This is a genomic window from Okeania sp. KiyG1 (genome assembly GCF_014132355.1).
Lineage (GTDB): Bacteria > Cyanobacteriota > Cyanobacteriia > Cyanobacteriales > Microcoleaceae > Okeania.
In genome coordinates this window covers 19,360-35,499 of record NZ_BLZO01000144.1, presented here as the reverse complement: position 1 = coordinate 35,499, position 16,140 = coordinate 19,360, and the positions used below count along the sequence as shown (strand labels likewise).

13 protein-coding genes are annotated in these 16,140 nt (G+C 39.3%); 1 reads left to right on the top strand and 12 read right to left on the bottom strand.

The genetic code is table 11. The annotated features are described in order from the left end of the window. The first annotated feature begins 1,402 nt into the window (after window positions 1-1,402). Window positions 1,403-3,208: a multicopper oxidase family protein gene (locus SAGCYANO_RS33830; protein WP_202224054.1), complete on the top strand. Its 1,806-nt coding sequence runs from the start codon at window positions 1,403-1,405 to the stop codon at window positions 3,206-3,208. A 219-nt stretch (window positions 3,209-3,427) separates the two neighbouring features. On the opposite strand, the gene modA is transcribed toward SAGCYANO_RS33830, so the two are convergent. The 12 genes from modA to nifD form a co-directional block, all read right to left on the bottom strand. Next, complete coding sequence (modA, locus tag SAGCYANO_RS33825; protein WP_202224053.1) at window positions 3,428-4,210, bottom strand: molybdate ABC transporter substrate-binding protein; 783 nt, start codon at window positions 4,208-4,210, stop codon at window positions 3,428-3,430. Window positions 4,211-4,838: 628 nt separating this feature from the next. Further along, the gene (locus tag SAGCYANO_RS33820; RefSeq protein WP_202224052.1) at window positions 4,839-5,156 is read right to left on the bottom strand and encodes a 2Fe-2S iron-sulfur cluster-binding protein; all 318 of its coding nucleotides are present in this window, start codon (window positions 5,154-5,156) and stop codon (window positions 4,839-4,841) included. A gap of 207 nt (window positions 5,157-5,363) precedes the next feature. Further along, window positions 5,364-5,714, bottom strand: coding sequence for an iron-sulfur cluster assembly accessory protein (locus SAGCYANO_RS33815; protein ID WP_202224051.1), 351 nt, complete (start codon window positions 5,712-5,714; stop codon window positions 5,364-5,366). A 324-nt stretch (window positions 5,715-6,038) separates the two neighbouring features. After that, window positions 6,039-6,800 carry a HesA/MoeB/ThiF family protein gene (locus SAGCYANO_RS33810; RefSeq protein ID WP_202224050.1) on the bottom strand — a complete coding sequence of 254 codons (762 nt, stop codon included), beginning with the start codon at window positions 6,798-6,800 and terminating at the stop codon, window positions 6,039-6,041. An 11-nt stretch (window positions 6,801-6,811) separates the two neighbouring features. Continuing rightward, the gene (gene nifW / locus SAGCYANO_RS33805; RefSeq protein WP_202224049.1) at window positions 6,812-7,123 is read right to left on the bottom strand and encodes a nitrogenase-stabilizing/protective protein NifW; all 312 of its coding nucleotides are present in this window, start codon (window positions 7,121-7,123) and stop codon (window positions 6,812-6,814) included. Window positions 7,124-7,558: 435 nt separating this feature from the next. Then, complete coding sequence (locus SAGCYANO_RS33800) at window positions 7,559-8,032, bottom strand: NifX-associated nitrogen fixation protein (protein WP_202224048.1); 474 nt, start codon at window positions 8,030-8,032, stop codon at window positions 7,559-7,561. A gap of 4 nt (window positions 8,033-8,036) precedes the next feature. After that, window positions 8,037-8,456 carry a nitrogen fixation protein NifX gene (gene nifX / locus SAGCYANO_RS33795; RefSeq protein WP_202224047.1) on the bottom strand — a complete coding sequence of 140 codons (420 nt, stop codon included), beginning with the start codon at window positions 8,454-8,456 and terminating at the stop codon, window positions 8,037-8,039. Between the two features lie 560 nt (window positions 8,457-9,016). Then, a complete protein-coding gene (gene nifN / locus SAGCYANO_RS33790; protein ID WP_202224056.1) occupies window positions 9,017-10,345 on the bottom strand; it encodes a nitrogenase iron-molybdenum cofactor biosynthesis protein NifN in 1,329 nt (442 codons plus the stop codon). Then, on the bottom strand, window positions 10,342-10,638 hold the full coding sequence (locus SAGCYANO_RS48390) for a hypothetical protein (protein WP_255502804.1): 297 nt from the start codon (window positions 10,636-10,638) through the stop codon (window positions 10,342-10,344). The genes nifN and SAGCYANO_RS48390 overlap by 4 nt, the downstream gene beginning before the upstream one ends. 26 nt (window positions 10,639-10,664) lie before the next feature. Then, a complete protein-coding gene (gene nifE / locus SAGCYANO_RS33785) occupies window positions 10,665-11,780 on the bottom strand; it encodes a nitrogenase iron-molybdenum cofactor biosynthesis protein NifE (RefSeq protein WP_255502803.1) in 1,116 nt (371 codons plus the stop codon). 1,031 nt (window positions 11,781-12,811) lie between these two features. Further along, on the bottom strand, window positions 12,812-14,350 hold the full coding sequence (nifK, locus tag SAGCYANO_RS33780; RefSeq protein WP_202224046.1) for a nitrogenase molybdenum-iron protein subunit beta: 1,539 nt from the start codon (window positions 14,348-14,350) through the stop codon (window positions 12,812-12,814). Window positions 14,351-14,627: 277 nt separating this feature from the next. Next, window positions 14,628-16,085 (bottom strand): nitrogenase molybdenum-iron protein alpha chain, encoded by a 1,458-nt coding sequence (gene nifD, locus SAGCYANO_RS33775; protein ID WP_202224045.1) that lies wholly within the window; start codon window positions 16,083-16,085, stop codon window positions 14,628-14,630. Window positions 16,086-16,140: the final 55 nt, after the last annotated feature.

Here is a 16,140-nt window from a genome sequence, read left to right as displayed (position 1 = left end):
AAAGGAATAGAAAATATTGATGGAAATCTTGAACAATATCCCTTAACTCAAGCCTCGACTTTTCAGAAAAGTTGTGAAAAGTATCCATTAAAATACGTAAAAAAGGGCCGATTCTTGCTGCAAAATGTCGAAGAAGGGATCAATCCAGCAAACGTACTGCTCTAGTTTTGGAAGATATTGAAAACATTGACGGAAACTTACAGTATGGTAGCTAAATTGTTTGTGATTTATATCATGTCCGTTTGAATACTTATTTAAAACCTTGTCCTTAAAGACGGGGTTTTATCATTAGCTTTGAAAGGGGGAGATATCCGGTAGTTCTATTTTATATCAAATCCGGTTAATTGGACATAGAATCCGGTTATATAATATTTGTTGATAATTTCTTAAATTACTTCAATATTAGACATCTCTTTCATGCATAGTAGGGACGCCCTTATGCAACGTCTGTACAGGGAAATAATTGATTTGATTTTTATTATTGAAGATGTCTATTTAATCTCCCCTACTCCCCACTCCCCCACTCCCCACTCCCCTCTTCCCCTCCACGGTCGGGGGAGGGGCTAGGGATGGGTCCCCTACTCTCAACTATATAATAAGTATTCAACCGGATTTGATATATAGGTGTGAACACTAAAGCTTATACGAGGCAATAGGTGACAATTAATTTGACGAATTATTTAGGGTTGGTAGAGAAAAATCATAATTATAAAAAAATTGTTAAATTAATTCCTAAATTCCCACAAAAGTTTAATATGACATTATGTCAAAGTTAAATAAAACTGTCGAGCTTTTACCAATTTAATGGAGAACCAGATTCTCTAACTGTCATTGCTGTCAAATTTTTGTTAGTCAACAATACCAACCAATAAAGTTTAATATGACAATATGTAAAAGTTAAATAAAACTGTCGAGCTTTTACAAATTTAATTGAGAACCAGATTCTCTAACTGTTGTTGCTGTCAAATTTTTGTTAGTCAAAATATAGCAGTTGCTTTTACTTTTAGGACGGGTGCATTCAACTAGCTCGCGGTCAGCTCTTCCGTTTGTGATGCTGCGCAAACAGCTTTTTAATGAATGAAGCAAGCACTTGCTTAACTTCTACTACATTTTTAAACAAAGAATTGAAGCACAAGAATAACCAGCTTCAATTGTCCACTAAAAGTAATAAAGCTGATAGCTGTTAACGTTTGCGTAGCATGACAAACGGAAAGTTCCGACCTTATGAGGCTAGCTGACCTCTGTTTGCGCAGCATTCCGGAGGAAATGCTTACTTTAGGACTTATGGAATAGTTGAAACCAGAGAATACCAATAATCAACTTTATTCCTTCTGCTGATAGATATTTATCGCCCATTAATTAATACTAAAACCTTCAACATTTAAGGAGGAAAAAGAATAAAATGACCCAACAAAATGATGAAAAAAAAGCTTCGGAAAACCAAGAACAAGATATCTTGAGTTCACCACTAGGTAGACGAGCATTTTTAAGTGGATTTGGTCTAGGAGCAGGAATAACAGCAGCCTCTTTTATCGTATTCGGTGCTACTCAAAATAAAACGGCTTTAATCAGCCCATATACTTCAGGAAGTTCATCAACAGAGGATTTTGTTAATGGATTTCCCCAACCTGAAATTATTGCCAATGGCACCCCAGCAAGTCCAGCCGAACTTACAGTGGCTCAGGAAAATATTAATATTTTAGGAGAAAATGAACGTACTGAGTTTACTCGTTGTTTCAATAGTCAAGTCCCTGGGCCTACATTTAAACTACAAGCAGGTGAGCGAGTAAATATTAAATTAGTTAATGCTTTACCTCCGAATAACGCAGACTCTCCTAGTACAGGTTGTCCCGGAGAGCTAAACAGACCCCGTTGTTTCAATAGCACTAATTTACACTTTCATGGGTTTCATGTCTCTCCTATGAGTATTGCACCTAATGGAGATGTGGTCTCTGGTGGTAAAAATGATGAGGTAGAAATCTCGTCTGATGATGTTCTCTATGAACTCGATCCATCTACAACAGGAGGGTCTACTGAGCATCCCTATTGTGTTTATCTTCCTCAATTTCATGCTCCTGGAACCCATTGGTATCATCCCCATATGCACGGTTCAACTGCTATTCAACTGGTTGATGGAATGGCAGGTGCTTTAATTATCGAAGATCCTCCCGCAGACCAAATTGATGTCGATCAAGATTTATTATGGATTATTCAAGAAATCATTGGTGATGATGATGAGGATGTTTATAGATGTGTAACTACATCTCAAGAATTTACGGTTAATGGGGAATCAAAACCCACTTTAACCATGCAACCTCAAGAATTGCAGCGTTGGCGTTTTATCAATGCGACTGCTACACCAAGAGGTTTTATGACCTTAAGATTCCAGAAAAAAAATGGCGATACTTATGAAGATGTCACCACAGGAGTCTATCGAATTGCAGTTGATGGTATTAGTCATTATGGCCAAGCTCCAGAATTTATGTCATCTATGGAACTGTCTCCAGCGAATCGTGCTGACTTCTTAGTTCAGCTAGAAGAAGGGGAATACCAGGTCTTGAAAGATAAGTTTACTGATGCTAATGCTGCTAATACACCACAGACATTAGCTTATATTAATGTCACAGGTACGCCCGTTTCTTCTCCCAAAGAGATTCCGGACACAATCCCAGGAGATTTCCCAGATTATCTTCAACCCTTTGATACTCCTGCTCCAGATCCGGCGAAAACTATTTCTTTTGATGCTCAGTTTGGTGGTTGTGCTGGACAAAGCCCAGAGACAGTCATCCCAACACAATTTGAGGTTGATGGTGAAGTTTATGATCCTGAAGGCCATGATGAAACAGTACAAAATGTTGACATCAACACAGATGAAGTCTGGGAACTCACCAATACCACTGGTGCGGCACACCCATTCCACATTCATGTTAATCCTTTCCAAGTAATTGAATTTAATGGTACTGCTGTAGATAATCCAATTTGGTGGGATACCTTCTATATTCCTCCAAATAATGGTTCAATTAAAATTCGCCATCGTTTTAAAAATTATCCTGGTAAATTCGTCTTCCACTGTCATATTCTGATTCATGAAGACTTGGGAATGATGCAGAATGTTAACGTTAAGGGAACAGGAATTCCTCCTTGTGAACCTTCCGACACGACAGAAACCTTTACCTGGAATCCCGAATCTCCCTCAGCAAATTCCTAGAAGCAATAGTTAAAAGTCAAAAGTCAAAAGTCAAAAGTTAAAAGTAAGAAATAAGAAGTAAGAAATAAGAAGTAATATCATGTCCGAATAATTAGTGATGAAAAAAACCAAAACAGTCACTTGCAGTACAAATCTTTTTATTCTCTCTACTCCCTACTCCCTACTTCCTTTATCAATTAATGACTTTTGACTTTTGAATTTTGAATTTTAACTTTCTCCTTACTCCTTCTTTTCTAGTGTAATAAAACCATATTTTTCAAACACAGCTTTTGCCTCTGGAGTAAACATAAATTCCTCTAGTTGCTTAACAGCTTCAATATTCTTACTATCTTTAATTACTGCAATAGGATAAACTACTGGTGTATGAGAATCATCAGGAGCATTTGCAACAATTTTTACTGCATCTGAAGCGTTAGTATCTGTACGATAAACAATGCCAGCATCAACGTTTCCCGTGGCGACATAATTAAGCACTTGACGTACATTTTTAGCAAAAACTATTTTCGCTTCAATAGTCTCATAAATACCTAGAGAAGTTAGGACTTCTTGGGCATATTTTCCTGCGGGAGAGCTTTCTGGTTCGCCAATGGATATGTTTGTAATAGTGTCTTTTGTTAAATCTTGAAATGTGTTAACTGCAGCGGTATTTTCTGTAGGAACTATTAACACCATTTGATTTTTCAGGAGGTCGCGACGGCTTTCATCTATTATTAGACCTTTTTCTTGCAAAATATTGATATGGGAAGGAGATGCGGAAATAAATAAATCTACTGGCGCTCCTTGTTCAATTTGTTGTCGTAGAGAACCGGAAGAAGATAAGTTTAAAGTTAAAGAAGTATTGGTATTTTTTTGTTCATAAATAGGCTCTATCTCTTCCATTGCATCTTTGAGGCTAGTTGCTGCTGAAACTGTTAAATTTATTGTTGAGGCAGTAGACTCAGAAGATGAATTATCCCTAGTTTGGCTACAACTAATTGTTAATAAATAAGAAAGTATAGCCATACAAATTAAGACCAGAATCCGATTTTTTTCATACCTATTACTCCAATTTTTAATTTTTATCAAAATTGTTAATATTGTAGAGGTTTTTTGTTAATTTTGTCGGAGTAAATAAATTCAAACTTGGATTATAGATATAAAAATTAGCGTTTATGGTAGGGGTTAACGGCCGTTAACCCCTAAACCGCTGTTAAGCACTACAAACGGTGTATAATTTCGTCTTTTGTGTAAGTCTTGTAAATAAAATTATAGGCAGGAAAAATCATTTTTATTCCCGACTCCCGACTCCCTGCTCCATATAAATTACCCTCCTATAATCTTAAATAAAAACTACAGGAGGGCGAAAGATAAGATAATTTACCGAATAATTAATAATTAATAATTAAATAATTCTGGTTTAAAGCCGACCCTTTTAAGGGGAAAAAGCGGTCGTTTTGCTACGCAACATGTTTGCGCAGCATTCCGTAGGAAAAGCGGAGCGCACCCGTTGGGTGGGATGGATGGGTTTCCTAACCATATCCAATGGACCAAGAGAAGAAATAATATTTCCTTATATTCAATTCCGTAACGGTTTTAACCAGAGGTAATTATCAATTATCCATTATCAATTATCAATTAATGAACAGTGGTATTACACCAAATAAGCTTCTTGGTGAGTTTTGATAACGCAATCAGACTTAGGTTTGGCGACACACAATAATATCCATTTTTTTTCTAACTGATCGTCATCTAAGAAGTTTTGATCTTCTTGATCGACTTCTCCTTCTACTATTCTGGCAGCACAACTAGAGCAAGAACCGGCGCGACAAGAAGAAGGAAATTCTAGATCGGAATGTTGTTCTTCTGCCGCATCGAGGATATATGTATCCTCATCAACTTCGATAGTAACATCGATTTCTGGGGGTTGTTTTTTCTTGCCTTTGATTAGCTGTACTTTATAAGTAGCCATTGATTAAGATCCTCCTTTTTTTAGTTGTTCTTTCGTCTCAAAAGACTTTGTTAAAATAGCAGTCAGCGGTCAGCGGTCAGCCATTAGCTTTCAAGGCGTATGATCGTTGTGTACTACCTCCATCAACCCACACCATGGTCTTTTTCAAATATAGTGGGGGACTAAAACACGCCGATTTTAGCTGATAGCTGATAGCTGAAGCGCTAGTTAACTACAAGGTACTCCGGTTGGGGTGCAACCTCCTGCTTGGAAGGACTTTCCGCAGCTACAAGTTTCTGTGGCGTTGGGATTAATAAACTTTAAACCGCTTTCAGTCAAACCCTCAATGTAGTCAACTACAACTCCTTCTAGCAAAGGCGCACTTTTGGGGTCAATAAAAATCTGTAAATTGTCCTTGTATAGCAGCAAGTCATCTGCTTTGGGAGCATTGGCAATATTTAAGGAATACTCATAACCGCTGCAACCACCATCCACAACAGAAATGCGGATGCCTTGATTTGAGTCTTTCAGGAATTTGGTAAGTTGAGAAGCGGCTTTTTCTGTTAAACTTATAGTCATAATTTTGAAGACAAATAATTTTAGACTTACCGATAATTACCCAGATTGGCGACATCCGCCTTTTGTCTGGCTTCAGTAATGGACTTAGGAAATTACTGGGACGGTGCGATCGCGCTTTACAGAACTGTCTGCGACTAAGTTAGTAGAAAAATTGCACCCTGAGTTTTGAAATTTCAGTTTCAGTTTCAGCGCGAAAGCATATCGTGTAAATATCACCTTTCCTATAAATTTCCTATTTATAGGCTAAACCAAAGATTTAACTATAAACTGTTCGCAGTGATAACTTCTGTGGTTAAATTTTTACCACTTCTTGTGAGTTAGCTTTTAACTTTTTAACTCTTTACTGAGGGAACCGCAAACTGGACAGTCCGGGTCATGGTAGGGGCGAAGTTTAGAGAATTCCATGGCATCCAAATCCATTGTCAGCAGTTGTGACCACAGGGGTTTACTAAATCCTGTAATCTGTTTGATTGCTTCTGAAGCTGCTAGACAAGCTAGGGTTCCAGAAACTACACCCAAGACTCCAAACCCACGTCGGTCCCATTCTGGCTTTTCTGGGAATAAACAAGACAAACAAGGAGTTTTACCAGGAACTATGGTAGTTAAATAAGCTTCCATGCTATTCATAGCAGCTTCCACCATTGGTTTGCGCCAACGTACACAGGCAGCATTAAATAAATTCCGTTCGTCAAAGTTGTGGGCGCAGTCGAGAGCAATATCTGCCGACTGTACTAATGTGTCTGCATTTTCTGCAGTGACATATTCAGGTACGGCTTCGATTTCAATATCTGGATTAATGGCAGCTAGGGTTTCCTTGGCTTTGTCTACTCGCAGCTTACCTACCCAATCATCTGTCATCAAGATTTGACGATTCATGTCATCAAGTCGTAGCTCCCCACCTCGGACTAAAATCAGCTTCCCGACACCTGCTACTGCTAAATACAGTGCTACTGTGCCACCCAACCCACCAACTCCATTTACCACTGCTGTAGCTGATTTGAGTCGTTGTTGTGCTTCCTCACCAAAACCTGGAAGCATGATTTGGCGACTATAACGTTCTAATTCTTTTGGTGTCAGGTCGAACACTATTCTGCTCCTTACTCAGCAGTAATTTCTGTTAATTTAACTACATCCTTATGTTCTTGTTGAAAGACTGGAAATACTTTTTGTTCTTGAGCGCTAGATGTCAAGAAAGTTTGATAAGCTGACTCTAATGCTTTTTTATATTCTGTCAATTTTTCAGTTTCTGTCAGTTCTGTTTTTTCGTCAACTTCTGCAATTGCTACAGAAAACATTTTTAATATATGGAGGCGATTTATGTTTACTGCTGTTTGGTCGTAGGGAATGTCAAAAAAACTGAGGAAGTCTTCTGCATCTACGAGTTTTTTGAAATCTGTTAATGTCTTCATTTGATGAACCCGAAATTAATTAGATAAAGTAGTAGCTATTTGTATTTTTTATTATAGGCACAAATCTTTTTTTTCGTCTACTTTCAATTTTTTTAATATTTGTGTGCAAAAAAATACTTTAGTTTGAGGGAGAGAGGTTGTTAGATATTTACCGAATAATTAATAATTAATAATTAATAATTAATAATTAATAATTAAATGATTCTGGTTGAAAACCTCCCCTTTAAGGGAAAAAGCGGTCGTTTGCGGAGCAGTCCGTAGGATGGGATGGCGAGGTCTCCTCGCCATATCCAATCGACCAAGAAAAGAAATAATATTTCCTTATATTCCATCAAGAATGGTTTTAACCGGAGGTAATTATCAATTATCAATTATCAATTAATGAAAAAATATGGCTCTAACCTTCCTCTCTAAATCTTTAGAAAAATTTGCTACTTAGAGTTTGCAAACTTCCTTATATTTTTTGACTAACTCAATGCCAGCTTTAGCCATTTTTTCTCCTTCATCTTCCAATTTTTCTAGAGAAGTAAACCCAAAACGTTGAGCATCCCGTAAAGTTCTAGAAACCACTAAAAGACGACCACAAAATACAAGTGCCCAACCAAATCCTTCATGGTTGATACTAATAACTACTTGCATGATTTGATTGGTTTCTAATTCAATGCAAGTTGCTATGGCATTGTAGAATAACTTAATCCGAGCTAAAGTCATCGGATTAACTTCTTCTTCTGTGGAAATTTGGCGTTTTTCTTGCTTACTAACAATATAAGGCTTGATAATTAATTCAGGAGACCAAGACTTATATACTCCATAAGAGTCTTGAGCTTGAACTGCTCTAATTAATTCCTTAATAAAAGGAGCAGAATAAATGTCGGTTGTTGTTGTTGTTGTTTCTGTTTGAACAGTCATAATTTTACACCTCTTCAAGTACAGCTTCTAAGTCAGATTCGGAAGTTTTTTGTAAAGCTTTTCTGAGCCATGGAGGAGGACTACCTTTTAATGTTTCTACTAATCTGTCCAGAAGATCGGTAATTTTGTCTTCTGGAGATTTGGATTTCATAGGGGTCACTTTTTTGTTGATTAAACGACCTGCTGCTGGACCACCAATTTCTAGTACATAAACTATTGTGCAGTCGAGCAAAGCTTCAACTTTGGCATGAAGTTTTTCTAGTTTATCTTGTTTGCTAGCATCTTGATTGAGATTACCACCAAAAATTAAGGGTTCTAGAGGTTGATATCCTTTGTCATCAACTTCATACAATGCCATTTGTTTGGCAGATCCAAAGTGACCATCTATATGAACAAAATCAGTTGTTGCAAATGCAACTTTCATCGTTGTTTTCCTCCTTGTTGTATGTAGCAAAAACTAATAGTAAATAACCATTAGTTCTTGATAACAAACTTGTTTTGAAGCGCTTCAGAAACCGTGTTTTTCGATTAAATTTGTGATATTAATTATCAGGTTCAAAGACCCGGTTTCTTGTTGTTTATTATTTCTAATGTAGGGCTTGTTAATTAGAGTTTGCGTATGGAAAGTCTTTTTGCTGGGGTAGGAGACAGGAGACAACCCACCCCTAACCCCTCCCAACCCACCCCTAGCCCCTCCCAGGAGGGGAGGGGGAGACAGGAGAAATGGGAATTAGAGGGGAGGTAGAAGGAAGAATAATCAAGGGATTATTCTGCGCAACTATGAGCCTAAAATGCTAATTTTTTGAACCATTACGACCTAAAAGCTTGGAATTTTTTAACTAAAAAATGCTAAAACTTTTATATGTCAATGCTTTTAGATTTAATCAGCAAATCCTAATTACAGAAAAATCAAGGGAATATTCTTCCAACTACTTCCTCTAGAATTAGCATTTATCCTGACTCCTGACTCCTGACTCCTGACTCCTAACTTATTGACAATAATGAATAATCATTGGTATGAATTTTCGATTCTTCTTGCTCTAAGAAAATATTACCAATGTCAAATAATAAATTCATTGTACCACGATAACCCACATAACAACGTTGACCATTACCCAGGCGATCGTGAATTGGCATTCCCATCCGATATAGCTCAATACCCAATTTCTCAGATATTAGCTTACCATGAGAGTTGGTAATCAACAAATCTGAACCTGCTGCCACTTCCTCCAAGTCTCCCAAGTCGCCAATTCTCACATTTTCTGTGGGCAACTTTTCCAATAAAGGCGATCGCGTAGTTGTTACGGCAGCTTTAATATCTGCTCCCATTTCTCGTAAAAACCAACTGGTTGCCCAAAGTAAATCTGGTTCCAGGGCAATAGATACTTGCTTATGCCCAAAATAGAAGTGAGTATCCAACATCGCATCCTGTAACTGCCGACGTTGGCGTTGGTATTTCTGAGGCACTTCACAATCTTTATCTAAGTGGGGGTCAGTACGAGAAACAACTAACTGAGACAATTTTAGCAAGAAACTATCCACCGCACCTAAACCAGTCAACCGAGGGAACACTTGATATTGAGTACCAAATTTTTCTTCCAATATCTGAGCAGCATTCCGCAAACTTTCCCCAATAACCAGAGTAAAACTTGACTGACTCAAATTACGAAGTTCTTCTATGGTCGTTCCACCAGAACTTGTCGTGCTATAATTATCATCAACCAAATGTCCATCCAGAGACTGAGATAAGTCAGGTACAACTATTGGTATTAAGCCAAAAGATTCCACAATATCTCGAACTTCCTGCACATCTCCAGGAGCAAGACAACTACCCGCTAAAATTGTTACGAAAGGCTTTTTAGTTTCAGTAGGAATAGGTTCGCCATAATCATAAGCTACTATACGTTCTACCGTGGCAGCAAAACCATCCTGAGCGGAACCCTTATAATCTGGACTAGAAACGTTTAATATGGGGAACCCATCTAACTCTGGATGGTCTTCCCTAAATTTATTGAGAATGCGCTCCATATCATCCCCCCTGGTTTCCGTTAAACCAGTGGTCAACAAACCAATAACTTCTGGTTTTGACTTTTCCACCTGAGTCAAAAGCGCCTTATCAACGTTATCCTCCCCTCCCAAAATAGTCGTCACTTCGCTCATAGCAGTAGTAGATAAAGGTACAGCTTCCTGGAAGTGATTCACCAACAATACCTTGGCAAAAGCAGTACAACCTTGAGTTCCGTGGAACAGCGGCATCATCCCCTTAATTCCCAAGTAAGCTAAAGCAGCACCTAAAGGTTGACTGAGTTTCAGAGGATTTGTGGATAATGATTTTTCGGAAAGCTGACTGTTGCAGGAGGAATATTAGTCAGACTTGGTAAAGTTTCTACTGCCAAAACATCTTCTATCTGACATTCTTCTAACCAAGGTGCGGGTTGTCGCACTTGTTCCCAAACTGGACTATGGAGTGCTTCATCTAATTCCTTTGCCATTTCGATCGTGCCGTGATATCCAGCATAAGGATGATGGCGTTCTTGGTTAATGTGTAAAAATGGGATTCTCGCTTTCAGGGCAGTATATTGGTTTCGGCCACCTGCGATGAGCATATCAGCTTTGGTGTCAGCAATGACTTTCAGCAGAATTTCAGCATTCCCTTTTCTAGCAAAATACCATCTTTGCCCAGCAATTCTTTGATTTTGGCTTTGTCTTCTTCGGTACTTTTCTTAGTGCTGGTAGCGACCACATCCATACCTAAATCTTGAGCCGCCGAAATAATAGACCAGCTTTTAACCCCACCCGTGTAGAGTACGACTCTTTTACCTTTCAAACGTTGGCGATAGGGTTCTAATATTTCTTGGAGAACTGCTGTTTCTTCAGCTATGAGTTTTTCTGTCCGTTCTTGCAGGTCAGCATCACCAATTTTGGCAGCAATATTTCTGAGGCAGTTATTAATATCCGCAACACCATAAAAAGATTCTTCAATGTAAGGAATGCCGTATTTTTCCTCCATTTTCCGTGCCATATTGATCATAGCTTTGGAGCAGATCATCACGTTGAGTTTGGCACGATGGGCGTAACAAATTTCTTTGTAGGTAGCATCTCCGGTGATTTTTGACAATACCCTAATGCCAAGTTTTTCAAACAGAGGTAACATTGCCCACATTTCACCCGCAATATTATATTCGCCGATGAAATTAATATCGTAGGGTGTGGTAAATTCTGGCTCGGAAGTTCCAACTACATGGTCTAATAATGCTTCCGCACTAACTCGGTTGCCGAGATTTTTACTACCAATAAAACCAGGAGAGTTGACAGGAATGACCGGAAGTTCTAATTTTCTAGTAGCGACCTTACAAACTGTTTCTAAGTCATCTCCTATTAAAGAAGTAACGCAGGTAGCATAGACAAATATCGCCGGAGGTTGATAACGTTTTTTCAGTTCAGCGATCGCCTTCAATAATTTCTTCTCACCACCCATGATAATGTCATTTTCGCTCATGTCGGTAGTGAAACCCATTTTGTAGAGATGGGAGTCAGAGGAAAGACTACCACGAGTTCCCCAGGAGTTACCAGAACAACCAATAGGCCCATGAACTAAATGAGCTGCATCTGTAATGGGGAGCAGGGCAATGCTAGCTCCATCAAAAGCGCAACCTCCTTGAGCTGCTCCAGGAGTTGCTTGTTGTTGGCAACCTTCTGTTTTTTGTGTCCGTCTTTTTATGATGGTTGTGTTCGCAACCTGGCTCATTCATCAGTTCGGCAACCTTGCCTGGGGTCATCATAGCCATGTTATTAATCTCTTTTTATTAACTACTATGGGGCGGGGAGCGGGAGTAGGGGAGTAGGGGAGTGGGGGAGTAGGGGAGTATTTTTCTACATTTTTCTCCTATGGCCTCTATCTTACTTCCAACTCCTGGCTCAAAAATTTAGTCAAGGCAAAGATACCAAATGGGTTCTATAGAGTAGAGAATCTTAGAATGACAAATTTTTGTTATTATTTAGGATGACAAATTTTTATTATTAATTTTGTATAGAAGTTATCATTTTGTAGGTTGGGTTGCGCTCACACAGATTATGGCACGGATGTACAGATGAGGTGAGGGATAGATGAAACAGTCCAGTAGTAGACTGACACAGCTTAAATGGTGCATTAGATTATTAGGGCGGGGGCGGGTTTACTCAGTCGTGGGTGACACCATTAACTTAACGCGGAACCCGCCCCTACTATTGCACCATTTTAGGCGTGTCACGCCAGTAGTGGACTGTTTCATCTAAAATAGTGCATTAGATTTAATTCAAAAGTCAAAAGTCAAAAGTAAGAATTTTCAAGTTAAAAGCTAATGTACAGTTTTAGCTGTGTCAGTCCACTACCCGACTCTATGGGGCGGAGATCGGGAGTAGGGGAGTAGGGGAGATTAAGGTGTATTGGAGTATTTTTCAACATTTTTCTCCTGAGGAAGGAAACCCAACAAATGTAGTAGGGGCGGGTTCCGCGTTAAATTAAAGGTGTGACAAATTATCTGATGAACCCGCCCCCACCCCAAGGATATAATCCACCATTTTAGCTGTGTCAGTCCAGTAGGTTAGGTATCAGAACGATCTTCGTAGCTTATCGGCAGGATAAACCCAACAGAGCGAGTCTGTTAAAGATAATGTTCATCAGTGTCGAGTTTGTTGTTGGGTTGCGCTAGCGCTTAACCCAACCTACTTGAGTTCTGTCAAACCAAAATAGGGGCAAACTGCCATTTGCCCCTACAAAAACTATATGGTTAATATGAATTAACGAATCAAGTCAAAAGATGTATCGTTAACACCTAATTCCATGCTACCACGGTCTAACTCATCGAGGATAGTATTAACGATCCAGTTGAGTAGATTGAATGCGCCCTTATATCCTAAGATAGAATAACGGTGCTGGTGGTGGCGATCGAAGATAGGATAGCCAATGCGTACTAATGGGGTGCCAGTATCACGCCAGAGGAACTTACCGTAGGAATTACCAATTAACAAATCAACTGGCTCAGTATCCAACAATGAACGTAAGTGCCACAAGTCCTTACCAACCCAAACAGTAGCATCTTGACCGTTAGGATCTGCAGCTAATAATGCTTTAGCTTCTTCTTCAAAACCATTAACGTTACCATTAGTAACAACAACGTGAACTGGCTGCATACCCAATTCTAGAGTGAAGTTCAACAAGCCTAATACATGGTCAGGATCGCCGTAGATAGCGATGCGCTTGCCGTGTAACCAAGCTTGAGAGTCAGTAATAGCGTCAACTGCACGACCACGCTCAATTTCTAACTCTTCAGGAATAGCCTTACCAGTCAATTCAGACAACGCCATTAAGAACTCATCAGTACCACGGATACCAATAGGACGATAAGTAGCTGTAGTTTGACCGCCTTTTTCTTCTAGGTACTCTAGAGTCTTAGGAGTAGAATATTTCTGGAAGGAGATAGTAGCCTTAGCATTGATGGAATCAGCACCTTCTTCAAGAGTTGTACCACCGTTGTACATCTTGAATTCACCCAAGTTAGGAGAATCAAAGCTCTCAGCGTTGTCTGCTAAAATGGTGTTAGGAACATCCATCAAAGATAGAATCCGCTTCAAATCCCGGATGTTGCCAATGTAAGGGTCGAAACCAGGGATGAAGTTGATTTTACCGTTAGTAACTCCCTTCTTCTTACCGTCAGTCAGAGCTACCAAAATACCCTTGAGCATATTGTCATAGCCTGTGATGTGAGAACCAACAAAGCTAGGAGTATGAGCAAAAGGAACTGGGAAATCTTCAGGTACTGCACCTTGATTCTTGGAAGTAGTGATGAATGAACCTAAGTCATCTCCAATTACTTCTGCCATACAAGTTGTACAAAGAGCAATCATTTTTGGCTTGTACAAAGCATAAGAGTTTGCCAAACCATCAGTCATGTTCTTGAGACCACCAAATACCGCAGCGTCTTCAGTCATAGAAGAGGAAACTGCTTGGAATGGCTCTTTGTAGTTACGAGTTAAGTGGGAGCGGAAGTAAGCAACACATCCTTGAGAACCATGTACAAAAGGTAGAGTTCCTTCAAAACCTGCTGCTGCAAAGATTGCACCTAAAGGCTGACAAGCTTTAGCAGGGTTGATACTTAGGGCTTCACGAGCAAAGTTCTTTTCACGATATTCCCAAGATTTTGTCCACTCACGAACTTTTTGTACTTCTTCTTTGGAAGGACCGCCTTCAAATTCTCTCTTCCGCTCGAACATTTCTTGGTATTCTGGTTCTTGGAAGAGTTGAAAATGGTCTTTGATTTTGTCTACATTCTGACTCATGGTGTTTATCCTCTATTAGAATTTAGAATTTAGAATTCAGAATTTAGAATTCATTAGAATTCAGAATTTAGAATTCAGAATTTAGAATATTTATCTTTAAAGCCAAAGCCAAAAGATTAAATTAATACTTTTAACTTTTGACTTTTGACTTTTGACTTCCGCGTAGGGGTTGCTGTAGTGATGGCATCACCCCATTACCTAACTAAATTTATCTTCAAAGCCAAAAGCAAATCGAGTGAGGGCGAATGCCATTCGCCCCTACAACTTTTGACTTCTATTAGCTAGCTTTCTTCCAAGGAGCTTTGATTAGGTTCCAAGTTGGGCTGTTGAGAGCTAGATCCATGTCACGAGCGAAGATAGCGAATCCATCATAACCGTGATAAGGACCAGAATAATCCCAGGAGTGCATTTGACGGAATGGCATACCCATCTTCTGGAATACATACTTCTCTTTAATACCAGAAGCAATTAAGTCTGGCTTTAATTTCTTAGCAAATTCCTCGAACTCATATCCACTAACGTCATCATAGATTAGAGTACCTTCTTTAGCGTAGTCAGCAGTACGCTTGTAGTCGTCACCGTGACCGAATTCATAACCAGTACCGATAACTTCCATTCCTAAATCGTCGAAAGCAGGAATAACGTGACGTGGACGTAGACCACCAACCATCATCATTACTTTCTTGCCTTCTAAACGAGGACGGTACTTAGCAATTACTGCATCAGCTTGTGCTTGATAACTAGCGATTACTTTTTCTGTGTTTTCTTTGATTGTGTCGTCAAAGAAAGAAGCAACCTTCCGGAGAGACTTAGCAATTTGAGTAGGACCAAAGAAGTTAAACTCAACCCAAGGTATACCATACTCTTCTTCCATATAACGGCAGATGTAGTTCATAGAGCGGTAGCAGTGAATGAGGTTTAAATTCACCCTAGGAGCCATGAATACTTCGTTATAAGTACCATCACCTGTTGCTTGACTAACAACTCTTAAACCGATTTGCTCTAACAATATACGAGAACTCCAACCGTCTCCACCGATGTTGTAGTCAGCGATTAAGGATACATCATAAGGAGTCTTTTCAAAACCTAGTTCTTCGTCAGTTATTTCAGCAGAAGGCTCATATACCCAGTCACGCACTGTGTCGTTAGCAATATGGTGACCTAATGACTGAGAAACACCACGGAAACCTTCACAACGTACTGGAACAACTGGCTTATTGATTTCTTTAGCAGCTTTTCTAGCTACTGCTTCGATGTCATCACCAATTAGACCTACTGGGCACTCAGATTCAATTGTAACACCAGCATTTAGAGGGAATAAGTCTTCGATTTCTTTGATGATTTTGGCGAGTTTCTTGTCTCCACCAAATACGATGTCTCTTTCTTGGAAATCGGAGGTGAATTGCATTGTACCGAAGGTATCAACACCAGTTACACCGTTGTAGTAGTTACGACGACCTGCCCAGGAGTAGTAACCGCAACCTACTGGACCGTGACTGATGTGAACCATGTCCTTAACAGGACCCCAAACAACCCCTTTTGCTCCAGCAAATGCACAACCACGAGTTGTCATTACACCAGGAACTGATTTTACGTTAGACTTAACGCCACAGTCAGATCCTTTTTCTTCGATCACCTTGAGGTGCTTTTTCCGTCTTTTAGCAGCTTTCTCTGGATAAGCTTCTAAGACTTCTTGAATTAACTGTTTGTTCTGTTCGATTTTTTCAGATGTCATGTTACATATCTCCTTTCGGATATTGGAAGATTTTAGTGTTTGAGATTTGTATTAG

Bases quoted from the DNA above. Each gene is read 5' to 3' on its own strand.
- SAGCYANO_RS33830 (WP_202224054.1), top strand. From the start codon at position 1,403: ATGACCCAACAAAATGATGAAAAAAAAGCTTCGGAAAACCAAGAACAA.
- modA (WP_202224053.1), bottom strand. From the start codon at position 4,210: ATGGCTATACTTTCTTATTTATTAACAATTAGTTGTAGCCAAACTAGG.
- SAGCYANO_RS33820 (WP_202224052.1), bottom strand. From the start codon at position 5,156: ATGGCTACTTATAAAGTACAGCTAATCAAAGGCAAGAAAAAACAACCC.
- SAGCYANO_RS33815 (WP_202224051.1), bottom strand. From the start codon at position 5,714: ATGACTATAAGTTTAACAGAAAAAGCCGCTTCTCAACTTACCAAATTC.
- nifW (WP_202224049.1), bottom strand. From the start codon at position 7,123: ATGAAGACATTAACAGATTTCAAAAAACTCGTAGATGCAGAAGACTTC.
- SAGCYANO_RS33800 (WP_202224048.1), bottom strand. From the start codon at position 8,032: ATGACTGTTCAAACAGAAACAACAACAACAACAACCGACATTTATTCT.
- nifX (WP_202224047.1), bottom strand. From the start codon at position 8,456: ATGAAAGTTGCATTTGCAACAACTGATTTTGTTCATATAGATGGTCAC.
- SAGCYANO_RS48390 (WP_255502804.1), bottom strand. From the start codon at position 10,638: ATGCTCATCGCAGGTGGCCGAAACCAATATACTGCCCTGAAAGCGAGA.
- nifE (WP_255502803.1), bottom strand. From the start codon at position 11,780: ATGAGCCAGGTTGCGAACACAACCATCATAAAAAGACGGACACAAAAA.
- nifK (WP_202224046.1), bottom strand. From the start codon at position 14,350: ATGAGTCAGAATGTAGACAAAATCAAAGACCATTTTCAACTCTTCCAA.
- nifD (WP_202224045.1), bottom strand. From the start codon at position 16,085: ATGACATCTGAAAAAATCGAACAGAACAAACAGTTAATTCAAGAAGTC.